This is a genomic window from Curtobacterium sp. VKM Ac-2865 (genome assembly GCF_015350905.1).
Taxonomy (GTDB): domain Bacteria; phylum Actinomycetota; class Actinomycetes; order Actinomycetales; family Microbacteriaceae; genus Curtobacterium.
Genome location: NZ_JADKRZ010000001.1, coordinates 545,926 through 562,252, shown reverse-complemented (window position 1 = coordinate 562,252; position 16,327 = coordinate 545,926). Strand labels below are relative to the sequence as shown.

The window sequence follows — 16,327 nt, the reverse complement described above, 5'->3', positions numbered from 1 at the left end:
TTCCTGTGCGTTCACCCAGGCGTGTCGCCCGGTACTGTTGCCGGCACTCGGTGGTGCTCGACCCCCTTGTGCGTCCCGAGAGGTTGGTGGTCCGCGTGCAGGCTCTGGCGCTCCGCATCCGCGAGTCCTTCTGGTTCCTGCCGGCCGTGTTCGGTCTCGGAGCGATCCTGCTGGCCGAGGTGCTGGTCGCGGTGGACCGGGTCGTCATCGACCACGGGATCCAGATCGCCGTGCTGGACGCGCTGAGTGCGAGCGGTGGCCGGTCGATCCTCACCACGATCGGGACGGCGATGCTCACCGTGGCGGGGACGTCGTTCTCCATCACCATCTCGGTCCTCGCCACCACCTCCTCCACCTACGGTCCGCGCCTCGTGCGCAACTTCATGGCGGACCGGGCCAACCAGCTCGTGCTCGCGGTGTTCACGTCGACCTTCGTCTACGCCGTCGTCGTGCTGCGTTCGGTCCACACCGACGTCGACGACGGCACGGCGTTCGTGCCGGTGATCGCAGTGCACGTCGCGGTCCTCATCGGCCTCGTCGACGTCGCAGTCCTGGTGTTCTTCATCCACCACATCGCGTCGAGCGTGCAGATCACCTCGTTGCAGAAACGCGTGCAGGTGGAGCTCGCTGCGGCCCTCGACGAGGCGTTCGCGACGGATGTCGACGTCCGGGTGAGCACCACGCCGCGATCGTCCAGCGCTGCCCTGGGCACCACGGTCCGGGCGGAGGAGGACGGCTACGTGCAGTCCGTGGCCTGGCGTCGGCTCGTCCGCTGGGCGACGGACCAGCACGCGGTCGTCGACGTGCGTGCGATGCCGGGGCAGCACGTGCTCCCCGGCGACGCGGTCCTCGTCGTCAGGACCGAGGCCGGGGAGCGCATCGACCTCGACGACCGCATGGCCCGGCAGCTCCGCGCGTGTGTCACGACGGGCACCGCGAGGACCCCGTACCAGGACGTCCGGTTCGCGCTGCAGCAGCTCGTGGAGATCGCGGTCCGCGGACTGGCCAGCGGAACGAACGACCCCTACACGGCCGTCGGGGCACTGGAACTCGCCTCCGCTGCGCTGGTCCCGACCTGGCGCGACCGGGCGACCGTCACCGCCTGTCTCGACGACGACGGAGTCGCCCGGGTGCTCCCGCACTGGCCGGAGATCGAGGACCTGGTCGGCACGGTGTTCGAGGGCATTGCCACCTACGGGCAGGAGCACCCCCTCGTGCTCTCCGCCGCGATCGACCTCGCCAGGCGGCTCCAGGACGAGGCACCGCAGTCCCGACGCGTCGCGGCTGCCGAGTTCGAGGACCGCGTCCGCACGCTGCTCCCCTGACGACCGGGGGTGGACGCAGCGCCCTGACGGCACTCGGACGGTGCGACAGTCGGCGGCGGCTCGCCTCCCAGCGGGGTAGGGTCGTCATGAAGGAAAAACGCGGTTGTCGTCAGCCGCGGCGACACGTGGTCTGACTGGGCCGCCACTTCTCGTCCAACAGGAGTGCGCGATGACCGACACCATGCCCCGACCGCCGTTCGACCCGGAGTTTCAGGAGTTCCTCGACCGGCTCCAGGCCCGAGGCCCCTTCGTCCTGACCCGCGAGATGCTGCCGGCGATGCGCGAGCTCGACGTGACCGAGGCCGAGCTCGACGACCGGCTTCGGGAACGCGGCCTCGAACGTCGATCGGTTCGCGTGCCCGTCGACGGGGACACGTCGATCGCCCTCGCGGTCATCCAGCGCATCGGCCGGACGGGTGTGGCGCCGGCGTTCTTCACCATCCACGGCGGCGGCATGATGTTCGGGCACCACCTGGGCAACCTCGACTCCTACGACGACTGGCTGCTGACCCATGACGTCGTCCTGCTGAGCGTCGACTACCGCCTCGCGCCGGAGCACCCCGACCCGGTGCCGGTCGAGGACTGCTACGCCGGCCTCGTCTGGGTCGCCGACCACGCCGAGGAGCTCGGGATCGACCCGGCACGCATCGTGCTCGTCGGACAGAGTGCCGGCGGGGGACTGGCCGCGGGGACGGCGCTCCTCGCTCGGGACCGTGGCGGTCCCTCCGTCCACGCCCAGGTCCTGGTCTCGCCGATGCTCGACGACAGCGACTCGACGACCTCCACGCGCCAGATCGACGGTGTCGGGGTGGCCGACCGGGCGATGACCCGCTTCGGCTGGGACGCGTACCTCGGGGACCACCGCGACGGTGAGGTCTCCGTCCACGCGGCACCGGCACGCGCGACCGATCTCCGAGGGATGCCGCCCACCTACCTCGACTGCGGCAGCGCGGAGGTGTTCCGCGACGAGACCGTCGCCTTCGCCAGCCGCCTCTGGGCGGCAGGGGTCGACGCCGAGCTGCACGTCTGGCCGGGCGCCTTCCACGGGTTCACGAGCATGGTCCCGAACGCGGTGGTCTCCCGTCGCGCGGTCGCTGCGCTCGGCGACTGGACGACGCGACTGCTCGAAGGGTCAGTGCCCGACCGACAGGGAGCCTGACCGCCCGGGTCAGTGCTCCGGGGACGGCCGGGTGGACGAGGTCGCGACGGCGTCCCGGATGCGGGCCAGCACGGGCAGGGCGGAACGCACCGCCCGGACCTCGTCCGGCGTCAGTTGATCGAGGGCTGCGACCAGGACGTGTTCCGCCGACCGGTCGTACACGCGCAGACGCTCCCGCGCGAGGTCGGTCAGCGTGACCTCGGTGCTCCGGCCGTCCCCGCTGGCCAGACGTCGTTGGACGAGTCCGTCGCGCTCCATGGCGATGACGAGGTTGCTGACGGTCGACCGTGCCAGCCCGAGGGCGCGCCCGAGCGCCGTGGGTGTCGTCCAGTCGCCCTCGTCGAGTCGGCGTAGGACCTCGATCTGGGCGTCCGGCAGCTCCGGCAGGGCGCCGTCGCGCCGCGAGGCGTTGAGGAGCGTGCGGCGGAACGGGCCGATGCCGTCGCTGATGTCGCGCGCGACCGCCCGGAGCACGGTCGGGTCGTGTTCGCGGGTCATCGGGCCAGCTTAGAGTCCCCCGAAAGCGTTTGTGACAAACGCATTTTTGGCGCAGGATGTCCTCATGATGATCTCCACCTCAGTTGCACAGCCCGTCCCCACCCAGGACCTCGCCGGCATCGTCGGCCACCGGTTCATCTACACGTACGCCAACGGATGGCAGTACGAGATGTACGTGAAGAACGCGACGACCATCGACTACCGCATCCACACGGGCATGGTCGGGGGTCGGTGGGTCAAGGACCAGCAGATCGACCTCGTGATGCTGACCGCCGGCGTCTACAAGGTCTCCTGGAACGAGCCGACGGGCACGAGCGTCGTCGTGAACGTGGTACCGGGGGAGCGCGTGCTGCACGGCACGATCTTCTTCCCGCACTGGGTGGAGGAGGACGGCAGCAAGACCGTCCTGTTCCAGAACGACCACCTCGACCTGATGCGCCAGCACCGCGACGCCGGCCCCACCTACCCGATCTACGTCGTGCCCGAGTTCGCGCACATCACCCTGTTCGAGTTCGTCGGAGCGGACGACGAGCGCGTCATCGACACGGCGCCGGCTGACCTGCCCGCCGGGTTCGCGGACCGGAGCAACTGACCGTGCTCGCGGAGCACCTGGTGCACCGGGACCTCACCGCGACGACGTTGCAGCACGGCGGCGTGACCATCCGCGGTTGGATCCGACGCCCGACCGGGACCGCAGTGTCGGACACGGACAGTGCTCCGGTCCTCTTCGTCCACGGGTTCGGTGACTCCGCCACGGGACCTCGGCAGCTGTTCGTCCAGGCCGCTGACGCGCTCGCTGACGTCGGCCGCACGTCGTACGCGTTCGACCGGCTCGGTCACGGGGTGAGCGACGGGTCCTTCACGGCGATCACCCTGCGCGACGAGGTCGACCAGGTCGTCACGATGGCCGAACACGTCGCCGGGCAGCACGGCGGACGTGTGCACCTGGCCGGGCACAGCCTCGGCGCCGTCGAGTCCGCGATCGCCGCCGCGCGCCTGCCCCAGCTCGTGACCACGCTCACCCTCTGGTCCCCGGCCGGGGTCGTCGTGGACGACATCACGGTGCGTGACGAGATCCAGGGCCAGCCGCTCGCCACCGTGCGCGACCGTGGTTGGTTCGACTTCGGGGGGATGCGGCTCGGCAGGGCCTTCATCGACGACGTCCGCGACGGTCTCGACGTGTACGCCGAAGCAGATGGCTATCCGGGACCGGTCCACGTGCTGCACGGGACCGCTGACACGATCGTCCCCGTGGAGTACGGCGAACGCTACGGCCGGCTCCTGCCCGATGCCACCTTCACGGCGGTCAACGACGCAGACCACGCCTGGTCCTCGCTCCCGTGGCGAGACCTCGTCATCGCCCGACTGCTCGCCCTGGTGTCCGAACCGCGGCCGTGACGCCGCCGCGGGAGTTCCGGGGTGTGGTTCGGTCGAGGGGAGAACGCGGCCGCCGTCAGCCGTGGCGACACGTGGTCCGACCGGGCCGCCACTCCTGGTCCAACAGGACTGCGCGATGGCCGACACCATGCCCCGACCGCCGTTCGACCCGTTCGCTCGCATCACACGTCGTCCCGGTCAGGAGCGGCAGGCGCGGCTACCCTGGCATCCACGCAGCACTCCGGCGGGACCAGGTCCCACTCGCGGCTGTCCGACGAGGATTGGGATGCTGCCCTGAACTGGATCACGACGAACTTCGGTCTCATCTGGGGCCTCACCGTGACGCACGCGGGTCTCGCTGCGGTGCCCATCGTCCTGGGATTCGTCCTCGCGGTGCCGCTGGGGTGGGTGGCGAACCGGTGGCAGGCAGTCCGAGGAGTCATCGTCGGTGGCGGCAGCCTGCTCTACACGATCCCGTCGTTGCCGCTGTTCGTGATCCTGCCGTACCTGCTCGGCACCCGCATCACCGACCCGCTGAACATCGTCGTCGGGCTCTCCGTCTACGCGGTCGCCATCATGGTGCGGATGACAGCTGACGCGTTCGCCGCTGTCCCCGCCGACGTCATCGACTCGGCCACTGCGGTGGGGTACTCGGCGTGGACGCGCTTCTGGTCGGTCGAGTTCCCGCTGGCGGGCCCGGTCCTCCTCGCGGGGATGCGGGTGGTCTCCGCGAGCACCGTTGCCCTGGTGTCGGTGGGCGCCCTGGTCGGTTCCGCGAACATCGGGTACCTCTTCACGGACGGGCGTCAGCGGCAGTTCCTCGAGGAGATCCTCGTCGGCGTGGCGGCGAGCCTCGTCATCGCCCTGGTCTTCGACGCCCTCCTGGTGGCGATCGGGCGCGTCCTCATGCCGTGGTCGCGTCGGACACCGCGACGGCCGCGGCGCCGAGCGGTGCTGGCGACGATCGAACGGGGGGCCTGACAGTGCAGTTCTTCCTCAGTGCGGTCGCCTGGCTGCTCGACCCGGCGAACTACCGTGCCGGACTCCAGACGCCGCTCCCGATCCAGGACCGGCTCGTCGAGCACCTCCTCTACACAGTCATCTCAGTCGCCATCGCCGCGGTGATCGCGCTGCCGCTGGGCTTCTACATCGGACACACCGGGCGAGGGCGCGGCTTCGTCATCGCGTTCAGCGGCTCCATGCGTGCACTGCCGACGCTGGGCCTGCTCGGCACCCTCTTCGTCGTGATCGGGTACACCGTGCCCTTCACGAAGACGGCGTTCATCGCGTCGATCGTCGCGTTCGTCGTCCTCGCGATCCCGTCGATCCTCGCGGGGGCGTACGCGGGTGTGGAGTCCGTCGACCCGCAGACGGTGGACGCCGCCCGGTCGGTGGGGATGACCGAGCTGCAGATCCTGCTCAAGGTCGAGGTCCCGCTGTCGCTGCCGCTGATCATCGGCGGCATCCGGGCGTCCGTGCTGCAGGTCATCGCGACGGTGGTCATCGCGTCGTACGTCTCGCTCGGCGGCCTCGGCGCGATCATCTCGACCGGCATCAGTCTGAACGACAACGACCTCATCCTCGGCGGTGCGTTGCTCGTGACGGTGCTCGCGCTCGTCATCGACGGGCTCTTCGCGTTCGTGCAGCTCCTCACTCGACGCGGCCTGCACACCCAGACCCGCCGCCGTCGCACACACGTCCGCGCGCTGCCACTCCGGCGCCGCGCGGTGACGGCCTTGACCGTCGACGAAAGGGACCACTGATGTTCACAGCAGGCACCAGAACACGCATCCTCGCGGGGGTCGTGGCCATCGGAGCGGTCGTGGCACTCTCCGGGTGTTCCACCTCCGATCCCACGGGAGCAGCTCCCGGCGGCGGCACCGACAAGGGCAGCACGCCGATCGTGGTGGGTTCGTTCAACTACCCGGAGAGCGAGATCCTCGGGAACATGTACGCGCTCGCGCTGAAGGACGCCGGGTTCGACGTGACGACCAAGTTCAACCTCGGCCCGAGGCAGACCACGATCCCCGCGCTCAAGGACGGATCGATCAACCTGATGCCGGAGTACAACGGCAACCTGTTGTTCTTCTACGACACCAAGGCCACCGCGAAGACGACCGACGACGTCGACGCTGCGCTGAAGACCGCGGTGCCGAAGGACTTCCAGGTGCTCGAGCCGTCGCCGGCCGAGGACAAGGACGCGTACGTCGTGACCCAGGCGGAGGCGGCGAAGAGCGGCCTCACGTCGATCGGGGACCTCGCGAAGATCGAGCCGTTCACGCTCGGCGCCAACCCGCAGTTCGGCACTCTTCCGTACGGCATCCCCGGGCTCAAGTCGACGTACGGCGTCGACAAGGTGACCTTCAAGTCCATCGAGGACTACGGCGGACCGGACACGGTCAAGGCCCTCGTCGACGGCACGGTGCAGGTGGCCGACATCTACACGACGTCGCCTGACCTCGTGACGAAGAAACTGCTCGTGTTGAAGGACCCGGAGAACCTGATCGCGGCGCAGAACATCCTGCCGTTCTTGAACAAGAAGATCTACAGCGCGAAGCTCGCCTCGGTGTTGAACAAGATCTCTGCGAAGCTGACGACAGATGACCTCATCGCCCTCCGCAACCGCGTCGAGGGCAGCGAGAAGGCCCAGGCGACGACGGCGGCGAAGGACTGGCTGACCAAGGAGGGGCTGCTCAAGTAGCGAGTGGCTCCGAGACGCGAGCTCGACGAGCACCGTCTCCCGGCGCGAAGCCCCGGCAGGACCACGAGGTCCAGTCGGGGCTCCCGTCATGCGCGCATCAGCGAGACCAGGCCGCCACTTCTCGTCCAACAGGAGTGCGCGATGCCCGACACCATGCCCCGACCGCCGTTCGACCCGGAGCTGCAGGAGTTCCGGCCTCGTCTGGGATGCGTACCTCGGGGACCACCGCGACGGTGAGGTCTCCGTCCGCGCGGCACCGGCACGCGCGACCGATCTCCGAGGGATGCCGCCCACCTACCTCGACTGCGGCAGCGCGGAGGTGTTCCGCGACGAGACCGTCGCCTTCGCCAGCCGCCTCTGGGCGGCAGGGGTCGACGCCGAGCTGCACGTCTGGCCGGGCGCCTTCCACGGGTTCACGAGCATGGTCCCGAACGCGGTGGTCTCCCGTCGCGCGGTCGCTGCGCTCGGCGACTGGACGACGCGACTGCTCGAAGGGTCAGTGCCGGAGCGCCCGGAGTCGTGATGCGCGCCGCGTGGCTACGCTCGGGCCATGCGACTCCGCGAGATCGACCTCGGCGGGTGGGTCCGACTGCTCGGGCTGGGGCTCCTCACCGCGGGCCTCTGGGTGCTCCTCGCGGTGAAGGACTTCGCCCTCACGCCCGTCGTCGTCGTGCTCGTCGCCGCTGCCGTGCTGGTGGTCGCGGTCGCCGTGGTCATCGCGATCTGGGCGGCGACGGGCGGGTACCGCCGACAGCGCCGGCTGCAGGCCTGGGCCCGCGGGAGCGACACCCCGGCCGAGGTGCCCGTGCCCGTCCGCATCCGGTACCTCCGGCGGGTCACCGAGCGAGGTGCGTGGTTCGGTTGGCTCGGACTCGCCATCGCTCTGCTGAACGCGTGGAGCGGCGCGACGGCGGTCCTCGACGGCGACGACCCGTGGACGAGCGTCTTCTCGTTCGTGGTGGCAGCGACCTGGGCCTGGGTCGGCCTGGCGACGCTGGTGTTCGCCCGTCGGTCGTTGCCGCACGCCCGGCGGCTCCTGGCGGAGGACGAACGGGAACAGGCCGACAGCTGGTTCGAGCAGCGCGACGCCGAGCGCCGGTAGCGTTCCGGCATGCGATCCCGACCGACGCCCGAGCAGTTCGACCGCCTGTTCGCCGACACGGACTGGTACCGCGACCACGCCGACTGGCCGGCGGACGACACTGACCTCTTCGACGAGACGCCAACCGTGCAGTACTACGTCACGGGCAACGCGCAGGTGAGTGGCTGTCATCCCGACCCTGACCACATCCTGCGGGTCACGCACGAGGGCGGCCAGATCCAGAACGGTCGACTGGCACTCGGTGTGTGGCAGAAGGTCGCGGTCGTGCAACCCGACGGCCGCGTCACCACCTGGGCGACCGAGCCGCGGGCCGACGTCCTGGAGTTCGGCAGGGTGTCCACCACGCCCGGCTACGACCTGTGGCCCCTGTTGGAAGCCTCACCGGACGACCCGGCGTACCCGACGCCCTTCGAGAACTCCCGGGTCGGCCGCCGCGAGGCGATCGACCTCGCGACGGTCGCTGCCCGACGAGCCGGCAAGCCTGTGCTCGTCGGGCACTTCCGACGCAGCGTCGACTGGTACTGAATCAGGTCAGGACCCCGTCGTCGGGACCTCGGTCGGTGCGGACGGCGCATTGGTCGGCTTCGGTGCATCCGTGCCCGGCTTCGGTGCGTCCTTCCCCGGCTTCGGCGGCTTCGGCGCGTCCGCGCCCGGCTTCGGCGCCCCGGCCGGCGGCTTCGGTGCGGTGTCGCCCTCGGGAGCACCAGCCGCGCCACCCGCCGCTCCACCGGCCGGTCCGCACGTCGCGCCGGGACCACCGGCAGCGGGGCCTCCGGCGGCACCGCCCGCGGCCGGCCCTCCAGCGGCCGGACCATCAGTCGGAGCCCCACTCGGCGCGCCAGAAGGAGCCCCTGACGGCGCTCCGGTCGGCGCGCCCGTCGGCGCTCCCACCGCACTGCTGCCCCCGCCGTCGTTCCCCGCGGCGACGGCGGCGGTGACACCCACCCCGCCGATCAGCACGGCGACGACGGCCGCGCCGATCCCGAGACGGCGACCGAGGCCCTGGCGGCGACCCCGCTCGCTGCCGGCGGGCGACGACGCACCGGATGCCGAGCCTCCCGGCTGGTGCTCGGAGGCCGCGGCGAACTGCTCGGTGGGCTGCGCATCGCGGCCGAAGCCGGCGCTGGGGTACTGACGGGTCGGGTCAGCGTCGTCGTGGTGGTCGTGGTCGTGGTTCGTGGTCATGATCGCTCCAGTTCGTCGTCCGGCGGTGAGCCGGTCCGGCGGTGTGCCGGTCCGGCGGTCCTGCCGGTGAAGACCACGGTCGAAGTCGAATCTGAAGCAGGACTGAAGCCCAGGTGCTGCCCAGGTGGCTCCATGCTCCGTGATTGCAACACCGACGTACGGTGTCCGCCGTGCCCACCCCTGCCCGCGTCCTGCTCATCGACGACGACGAGACCATCCGCCTGTCCGTGGCCCGTTCCCTCCGTGCCGAGGGACTCGTGGTGCTCGATGCTCCCGACGGGGACACGCTCCAGCACGACCTGGTGCGGTTCGTGCCCGACCTCGTGGTCCTCGACTGGATGCTGCCCGGTGCGAGCGGCATCCAGCTCGCCGGCCGGGTCCGGACCACGTCCGACGCCGCCATCGTGATGCTCACGGCACGTGACGAGGTCCACGACCGGCTGCGCGGCTTCGCCGAGGGCGCCGACGACTACGTGGTGAAGCCCTTCGCGATGGCCGAGCTCGTCGCGCGGGTCACCGCCGTGCTGCGACGCCGGGGACGGATCCCCTCGGTGGTCGAGGTCGCGGACCTCGTGCTCGACCCGGACGCCGCCGTGGTCCGTCGCGCCGGGGTCACGCTCGACCTCACCGCGACGGAGTTCCGGCTGCTCGCGTTCCTGGCCGAGAGCCGCGGGCGCACCCTCTCCAAGACCCAGATCCTGACGCAGGTGTGGGGGTACGACAGCGTCGACCCGAACCTCGTCGAGGTCCACCTCAGTGCCGTCCGCCGCAAGATGGAGGCGCACGGGCCGCGGCTCATCCACACCGTCCGCGGCCTCGGGTACCGCATGAGCGCGGTGGCCGCGTGAGCGCGGGGCAGCTCCGCACCGGGTCGCTGCGCGCGCGGACGGTGGTCGCCGTCCTGGTGCTGCTCGCGGTGCTCCTCGGGCTGCTGTCCGTCGCGGTGCAGGCGACGCTCGGCGACCGCCTCCGCACGCAGATCGAGGACCGCCTGCGCGACCGGGCCTCCGCCGCCGCGGCGCTCGTGGGCACGGTGGACGCGGACGACCTGGCCGACCGGCTGTCGATGCAGGGACTCGCCGTCACGATCACCACGAGCGACGGCGGTTCCGTCGAGGCCGGCCCCACCCCGGAGCAGCTCCGGCAGGGTCCGCCCGAGCCGCCGGGACTGTCCGGTCCGGCAGGGCCGGGAGGCTCGACACCAGCAACCGGGTCAGCAACCGCCGACGGGGTGGCCGGGTCCACCTCCGCGGGCGGGTCCACTGGCGCGAGCGGGCAGGTCCGCATCAGCTCCTCCACGGTGCGCGAGGAGGGACGGCTCGTGACCCTCGTCTCCCGGCTCAGTGACGGTTCGACGATCCGGCTGACCGCGGGCACCGGGTCGGTCGACGAGGTCCTCGGGGAGCTGGGCTGGGTGATGCTCGGCGCCTCCGCCGTGTTCCTGCTCGTCGCTGCCGGCGGCCTGGTGCTCGTGGTGCGGCGCACGATGCGGCCGCTCGACACGATGACGAGGGCCGCCCGGTCGATCGCGCACGGTGACCGGGGACGACGACTCCGTCCGGCTCGTCGTGACACCGAGATCGGCCGCGTGGCCGTGGCCTTCGACGAGATGCTCGACGCGGTCGAGGGTGCCGAGCGCCAGGCCCTCGCCGCCGAGGCCCGGATGCGCGCGTTCCTCTCCGACGCCGCCCACGAGCTCCGCACGCCGGTCGCCGGCATCCGCGCCGCGGCGGACACCCTCGTGCGGACGCCGCTCGACCCCGCCGAGCGTGAGGACCTCGCCGTGCACGTCGTCCGGCAGGCGGGGCGTGCCGGCCGGCTCGTCGACGACATGCTGCTGATGGCACGGGTCGACCGCGGGCTCGAGCTCGACCTGGCCCCCGTCGACCTCGGCAGCGTCGCCCGTGCGGAGGCATCGCGTGCCCGGCTCCGGGCGCCCGCACTCCGGGTCGAGGTCCTGGAGCCGACGGGTGCCGTGGGTGTCTCCGGTGATGACGACCGGCTCGGGCAGGTCCTGGGGAACCTGCTCGAGAACGCGGCGCGGGCAACGGGCGGCAGCGGCGTCGTCGCCGTGGTCGTCGCGGCCGAGGACGGGCACGGCGTCGTGCGTGTGACCGACGACGGCCCGGGGATCCCGGAGGCCGACCGGGAGCGCGTGTTCGACCGGCTCGTCCGGCTCGACGCCGCGCGGGATGACCGTCACGGTGGCGCCGGGCTTGGGCTGCCGATCGCCCGAGGCATCGCCCGAGCCCATGGCGGCGACCTGGTGTGTCCGCCCGGCGAGGACACCGCGTTCGTCCTCACGCTCCCCGTCGTCATGCCCGTTCCGGGGCCCGTCGCTGTTCCTGTGTCTGTTCCGGTGCCGACGGGTGCGGGTGCGAGTGCGGACGCGCAGGCGGAGGCGCAGACGGAGCTGCGGGTCTGACTCGAGGGCCATCGCGGCGGGGAACCGGTTCCCGTTCTCCGCGCTGACGAATCCGGTTCGCGGAACTCGGGCCGAGCCAACCGGATCCGTCATCCCGCTTGACGAACTCCGTCGTCCGGCGAGAACCGGGGGGGAGTGGGACGAGGTGAGCGCGCCGCCGAAGTCCATCCGTTCCGCGCGCGGCAGGTCGTTCCGCGCTCAGCGGGTGGGATCGCGCGTTGCAGGTCCGAACGCGCTGAGAGGGTCACTTCGCGCGTAGGAGGTCGTTCGTCCCGACCGTCAACGCGCGATACCGCTTCCCATCGCGGGCGTCATGGGTGGGATCGCGCGTTGCGGGTCGGAACGCGCGTTGCGGGTGGGATCGCGCGTTGCGGGTCGGAACGCGCGTTGCGGGTGGGATCGCGCGTTGCGGGTCAGGTCGCGCGTTGCGGGTCCGAGCGCGCGTTGGAGGGCGGAACGTGCTGCGTGGGTCACATCGCGCGTAGGAGGTCGTTCGTTCCGACCACCAACGCGCGAAACCGCCTCCCATCGTGGGCGTCATGGGTGGGATCGCGCGTTGCGGGTCGGAACGCGCGGCGACCGGGAGCGCCGGGTCGGAGGACGCAGTGCGCCTGGTCGTTCCCGCGGCCGGGGCGTACGCTCGCGCGCAGCACCGCCGGTCCCGCGCGGTGCCAGCACCTCCTCAACGACGAGAGAGAGCGAGACCTCCTGTGCGCCGAGCACTCACCGCACTGATCGCGGTCGCGACCCTGGCGGGGGTCGCGACCCCGGGCCTCCCGGCTGCGGCCGTGGCGGCACCCGCCGTCAGCGCGACCACCACCAGCACCACCTCGATCGACACGGCCTCCACCACCACCGCAGCGTCGATCGCCTCGCGGGGCGGCCGCGTCGCCCCGACGCACCAGAACCCGATGGCGCTCCGACTGCCGGACGGCGAGACGGCGGCGAGCTGCGCCGACCCGACGGCGATCCACGGGGTGGGGCGGGACCGGAACTGGTACCTGTACTGCACGACCGACGCCCTGTCGGCGACGGAGACGAACCCCGACGGCACGCTCGTGCAGCACACCGTGCCGACGTACCGCTCGACGGACCTCACGCACTGGACCTACGTCGGCGACGCCTTCAGCGCGAAGCCCGCGTGGGTCGGGGACGCGAACGGCATCTGGGCTCCCGACGTCGTGTACCGCGCCGGTTCCCACGGGCGTGCGGGCACCTGGTACCTGTACTACGCCGCCTCGGACACCCCGAGCGCGACCGCTCCGACCGGCGGCGGGTCGGCTGTCGGCGTCGCGACGAGCTCGAGCCCGACCGGCCCCTGGACGGACTCGGGCGGACCGGTCGTGGCACCGCGCTCCGGGCCGACCGGCGGGGATCGGTGGGAGTTCGACCCCGAGGTCATCACCGACCGCGGCACCACGTACCTGTACTTCGGCAGCTACTTCGGCGGCGTGGTCGTGCGGACGCTGAGCGCCGACGGGCTCCGCTCGGACCCCGCGAGCGAGCGGCAGATCGCGATCGACAACCGCTACGAGGGCGCGTACCTGATGCGCCACGCCGGGTGGTGGTACTTCATGGGATCGGCGACGAACTGCTGCGCCGGCTCGCTCACGGGCTACGGCGTCTTCGTCGCGAGGTCGCGCAGCCCGCTCGGACCCTTCGTCGACCGCGACGGGGTCGCCATCACCAGCACCCGGGTCGGAGGCTCGCCCCTGCTCGCGCAGAACGGCAACCGCTGGGTGGGCACCGGGCACAACACCGTGGTCACCGACTACGCGGGCCAGGACTGGATCATCTACCACGCGGTGGACCGGAACAACCCGTACTACTCGGGGCAGGCGACCTACACGAAGCGGCCGGTGCTCATCGACCCGCTGGACTGGCAGGGCGGGTGGCCCGTCGTCCGCGGGGGAGCGGGACCGTCCGACACCGTGCAGCCGGGTCCGGTCGCGCAGCCCGGGCAGCGACCCACCTACCGACCGTCCAGCGCGCCCGTCGACGAACCGGGACGGCTCATCCGCTCGGCCTCGACCGGGTTCGACGGCTCGGCACTGCCGTCCCAGCTGACGTGGACGCGCGAGCCCGATGCCTCGACCTACTCGGTCGGCGACAGCACGTTCCGCTGGCAGACCCAGGCCGCGGACCTGCACCCGCCGCAGACCCCGCTCGCGTCCGTGCTCACCGAACCGGCACCGCGCGGCGACTGGGTGCTGCAGACGACGGTCGCGGTCGACACCCCGGCCACCGGCGACGGCGTGAACTACGTCCAGGGCGGCCTGATCGCCTACGGCGACGACGGCAACTACGTCCGGCTGGTGTCGAACTCGATCTTCGACACCCGGCAGACGGAGTTCGGCAAGCAGGTGTCCGGGCAGCCGACCGGGGCGCCCACCTACGGCAACATGGTCGTCGGCCCGGTCGGTGACACCACGACGCTGCGGATCGTGCACCGCACCGTCCGGGGCGAGGGGCAGTACACGGCGTACACGAGCATGGACGGGCGGCACTTCGTCCGCGGCGGCACCTGGACAGCCGACCTCGGGGACAGCCCGCGCGTCGGGCTGATCTCGCTCGGCGGGTCCGGGTTCACCAGCACGTTCGAGGACCTGCGCGTCAGCACGGTCCGGCCGTCCCACCGCTGAGCGGGGCCCACCCGGACGGTCAGGTCGTCGGCTGGCACCGCGGACACCACCAGGTGCGCCGCGGTGCCGAGCCGACGACCTCGACGGCGTCGCGGCCGAGCACCGGCGTGCGACACCGCAGACACGGACGTCCGGCGCGGCCGACGACCCAGTGTCGTTCCCCGCGACGCCGGACACCGGTCGTGACCTGGTAGGCGTCGGGGAGCGTGGCGGACCGCACGAGCATGCGGCGTGCGAGGTCGAGCAGCGCCGGCACGTCCACGGTGCCGACGGGTCGGTCGGGGTGCAGGCCGCGGAGGAACCCGAGCTCGTTGACCCAGAGGTTGCCGAGGCCCGCCACGTTCCGCTGGTCGAGCAGGACGCGCCGCACCGGTGCCGTCGGGTCGCCCAGGACCCGGGCAGCGGCGAGGTCCGCGTCGAAGTGGTCGTGGAGCAGGTCCGGACCGAGGTGGCCGAGCACGCGGGCCTCGTCCGCGGTGTCGAGGAGGTCCACGACGGGCAGGTCGAGGCCCCAGACCGTCCGGCCGTCCTCGAGCGCCAGGCGGACCCGGGCACCGCGGGCCGCCGCCGTGGGCAGTCGTCGGCCCGGCGCCGTGACCGTCCACGAGCCCTGCATCCGCAGGTGGGTGTGCAGGGTCGTGCCGTCGTCGAAGCGGGTCAGCAGGTGCTTGCCGTGCGTGGCGTGGCCGACGACCCGCAGCCCGGCGAGGGAGCGCCCGGCTGCCCCGCCGGACCGGAGCTCCCCACGGAGGACCCGAGCGCCGTCGACCTGGCGCAGTCGCGCGGCGAGGCGGAAGACGGAGTCACCCTCTGGCACGGTCGCACGCTACCGAGCACCGCCGACACACCGCGGTTGAGAGCCCGTGCAGGATCGGTGCTCGTCGGCACCGGCGACCTAGGGTGTCGAGGATGGGGAACGGGAACAGCAGCAGGCGCCGCGGGGGACTCATCACGATCGTCGTGGTCGGGGGGTACCTCGCGCTGCGCTTCGGGTTCCTCGCCTGGCGGGAGCACGAGGAGGGCATGTCGACGGCGGGGGTCATCGGCACGCTGGCGCTCTACGCGGTCGGCATCTTCGTCGTCCTGCAGATCGTCCTGGGGATCCAGAACGCCAGGACCCGGCAGCGGGAGACGGCCCTGGCGCAGCTGCACCCCGGCGCGCACCTGGCCAAGGTGCAGCTGAAGCGGGACCTCGTGGTGGAGATCCGGCGGACGGCGGCGATGCTCGGGACGACGCCCGACGGTGACGTCCCGCGCCGCGGTCTCGCCACGCTCGTCGCCGACCACCAGGGGCTGGGCCTCTACGTCGGCGGCAGCACCCCACGGCTGCTGCTCGGCATCCCGCGGTCGGCGGTGCGGTCGGTCGGCAACGGCGAGACCACGGCAGCGGGGCGCTACGCGTTCGGCACCGTCGACGCCCTCCGCGTGCTGGTGGACAACGGCCAGTGGACGGCCGTCGACCTGCCGCTGTACCGGACCGTCGTCGGGTTCGCGAAGACGCTCCGCGGCGACGAGCTCACCGATGGCGTCCGTGCGGTCGCCGTGGCCGCGGGGGTCCGGCAGGACGCCGAGCCCCGAGCCGGGCTCTGAGCGCCGGGGCGACGCAGCCGACCGAGCCCGCTCCGGCGGCTCAGGCGGGACGGTAGACCGAGATCGCCGGGGCGTCCCCGGCGTCGTGGGTCTCGTCCGTCGCCGCCCAGGTGCGGCCGTCGTGCTCGAGCGTCGCGGGCAGGGCGCCGCGGACCAGGATGCGCACCGCCGGTTCGTCGCCGTCGACCAGGTCCACGCCGTGCGCATCGGGTTCGTCCGGGTGGTGTGCCGGTACTTCCTTCACGAAGTCACTCATGCGCTCCATCCAACACGGACACGCCCGGCACCGGCCGTGCGACGGCGGCACCCGCGAACACTGGTAT

The 16,327-nt window shown here is 71.8% G+C and carries 18 protein-coding genes; 14 read left to right on the top strand and 4 right to left on the bottom strand.

Annotation, left to right across the window (positions count from 1 at the left end; genetic code table 11):
* Positions 1-95 precede the first annotated feature (95 nt).
* Together ITJ54_RS02615 and ITJ54_RS02610 are read left to right on the top strand one after the other, a co-directional pair.
* A complete protein-coding gene (locus ITJ54_RS02615) occupies positions 96-1,325 on the top strand; it encodes a DUF2254 domain-containing protein (RefSeq protein ID WP_194625737.1) in 1,230 nt (409 codons plus the stop codon).
* 169 nt (positions 1,326-1,494) lie between these two features.
* Positions 1,495-2,484, top strand: coding sequence for an alpha/beta hydrolase (locus ITJ54_RS02610; RefSeq protein WP_194625736.1), 990 nt, complete (start codon positions 1,495-1,497; stop codon positions 2,482-2,484).
* 9 nt (positions 2,485-2,493) lie between these two features.
* Here the strand turns inward: ITJ54_RS02610 and ITJ54_RS02605 are convergent, their stop codons facing one another.
* Positions 2,494-2,982 (bottom strand): MarR family winged helix-turn-helix transcriptional regulator, encoded by a 489-nt coding sequence (locus ITJ54_RS02605; RefSeq protein ID WP_194625735.1) that lies wholly within the window; start codon positions 2,980-2,982, stop codon positions 2,494-2,496.
* A 64-nt stretch (positions 2,983-3,046) separates the two neighbouring features.
* Here ITJ54_RS02605 and ITJ54_RS02600 point away from each other — a divergent pair, with 64 nt between their 5' ends.
* From ITJ54_RS02600 to ITJ54_RS02565, 8 genes are all read left to right on the top strand, one after another.
* On the top strand, positions 3,047-3,574 hold the full coding sequence (locus tag ITJ54_RS02600; protein WP_228508154.1) for a phenolic acid decarboxylase: 528 nt from the start codon (positions 3,047-3,049) through the stop codon (positions 3,572-3,574).
* 2 nt (positions 3,575-3,576) lie between these two features.
* Positions 3,577-4,380, top strand: coding sequence for an alpha/beta hydrolase (locus ITJ54_RS02595; protein ID WP_194625734.1), 804 nt, complete (start codon positions 3,577-3,579; stop codon positions 4,378-4,380).
* 342 nt (positions 4,381-4,722) lie between these two features.
* The gene (locus tag ITJ54_RS02590) at positions 4,723-5,340 is read left to right on the top strand and encodes an ABC transporter permease (protein ID WP_323741570.1); all 618 of its coding nucleotides are present in this window, start codon (positions 4,723-4,725) and stop codon (positions 5,338-5,340) included.
* A gap of 2 nt (positions 5,341-5,342) precedes the next feature.
* A complete protein-coding gene (locus ITJ54_RS02585; RefSeq protein ID WP_194625733.1) occupies positions 5,343-6,122 on the top strand; it encodes an ABC transporter permease in 780 nt (259 codons plus the stop codon).
* On the top strand, positions 6,122-7,060 hold the full coding sequence (locus ITJ54_RS02580; RefSeq protein ID WP_194625732.1) for an ABC transporter substrate-binding protein: 939 nt from the start codon (positions 6,122-6,124) through the stop codon (positions 7,058-7,060). Before ITJ54_RS02585 ends, ITJ54_RS02580 begins: the two co-directional genes overlap by 1 nt.
* A gap of 88 nt (positions 7,061-7,148) precedes the next feature.
* On the top strand, positions 7,149-7,583 hold the full coding sequence (locus tag ITJ54_RS02575) for an alpha/beta hydrolase (RefSeq protein ID WP_194625731.1): 435 nt from the start codon (positions 7,149-7,151) through the stop codon (positions 7,581-7,583).
* 27 nt (positions 7,584-7,610) lie between these two features.
* Positions 7,611-8,162 carry a hypothetical protein gene (locus ITJ54_RS02570; RefSeq protein WP_194625730.1) on the top strand — a complete coding sequence of 184 codons (552 nt, stop codon included), beginning with the start codon at positions 7,611-7,613 and terminating at the stop codon, positions 8,160-8,162.
* Between the two features lie 9 nt (positions 8,163-8,171).
* A complete protein-coding gene (locus ITJ54_RS02565) occupies positions 8,172-8,687 on the top strand; it encodes a hypothetical protein (protein WP_194625729.1) in 516 nt (171 codons plus the stop codon).
* Between the two features lie 6 nt (positions 8,688-8,693).
* On the opposite strand, the gene ITJ54_RS02560 is transcribed toward ITJ54_RS02565, so the two are convergent.
* Positions 8,694-9,347, bottom strand: a complete 654-nt coding sequence (locus tag ITJ54_RS02560) for a hypothetical protein (protein WP_194625728.1) — start codon at positions 9,345-9,347, stop codon at positions 8,694-8,696.
* A 170-nt stretch (positions 9,348-9,517) separates the two neighbouring features.
* On the opposite strand from ITJ54_RS02560, the gene ITJ54_RS02555 reads away from it, so the two are divergent.
* From ITJ54_RS02555 to ITJ54_RS02545, 3 genes are all read left to right on the top strand, one after another.
* Positions 9,518-10,195: a winged helix-turn-helix domain-containing protein gene (locus tag ITJ54_RS02555; protein WP_194625727.1), complete on the top strand. Its 678-nt coding sequence runs from the start codon at positions 9,518-9,520 to the stop codon at positions 10,193-10,195.
* A complete protein-coding gene (locus ITJ54_RS02550; protein ID WP_194625726.1) occupies positions 10,192-11,772 on the top strand; it encodes an ATP-binding protein in 1,581 nt (526 codons plus the stop codon). The genes ITJ54_RS02555 and ITJ54_RS02550 overlap by 4 nt, the downstream gene beginning before the upstream one ends.
* 710 nt (positions 11,773-12,482) lie before the next feature.
* Positions 12,483-14,414 (top strand): family 43 glycosylhydrolase, encoded by a 1,932-nt coding sequence (locus tag ITJ54_RS02545; protein ID WP_194625725.1) that lies wholly within the window; start codon positions 12,483-12,485, stop codon positions 14,412-14,414.
* Positions 14,415-14,433: 19 nt separating this feature from the next.
* Here the strand turns inward: ITJ54_RS02545 and ITJ54_RS02540 are convergent, their stop codons facing one another.
* Positions 14,434-15,231, bottom strand: a complete 798-nt coding sequence (locus ITJ54_RS02540; protein ID WP_194625724.1) for a DNA-formamidopyrimidine glycosylase family protein — start codon at positions 15,229-15,231, stop codon at positions 14,434-14,436.
* Between the two features lie 92 nt (positions 15,232-15,323).
* On the opposite strand from ITJ54_RS02540, the gene ITJ54_RS02535 reads away from it, so the two are divergent.
* The gene (locus ITJ54_RS02535; RefSeq protein ID WP_194625723.1) at positions 15,324-16,004 is read left to right on the top strand and encodes a hypothetical protein; all 681 of its coding nucleotides are present in this window, start codon (positions 15,324-15,326) and stop codon (positions 16,002-16,004) included.
* A gap of 40 nt (positions 16,005-16,044) precedes the next feature.
* Here ITJ54_RS02535 and ITJ54_RS02530 read toward each other — a convergent pair whose 3' ends face one another.
* Positions 16,045-16,260 (bottom strand): hypothetical protein, encoded by a 216-nt coding sequence (locus tag ITJ54_RS02530; protein ID WP_194625722.1) that lies wholly within the window; start codon positions 16,258-16,260, stop codon positions 16,045-16,047.
* Positions 16,261-16,327 lie beyond the last annotated feature (67 nt).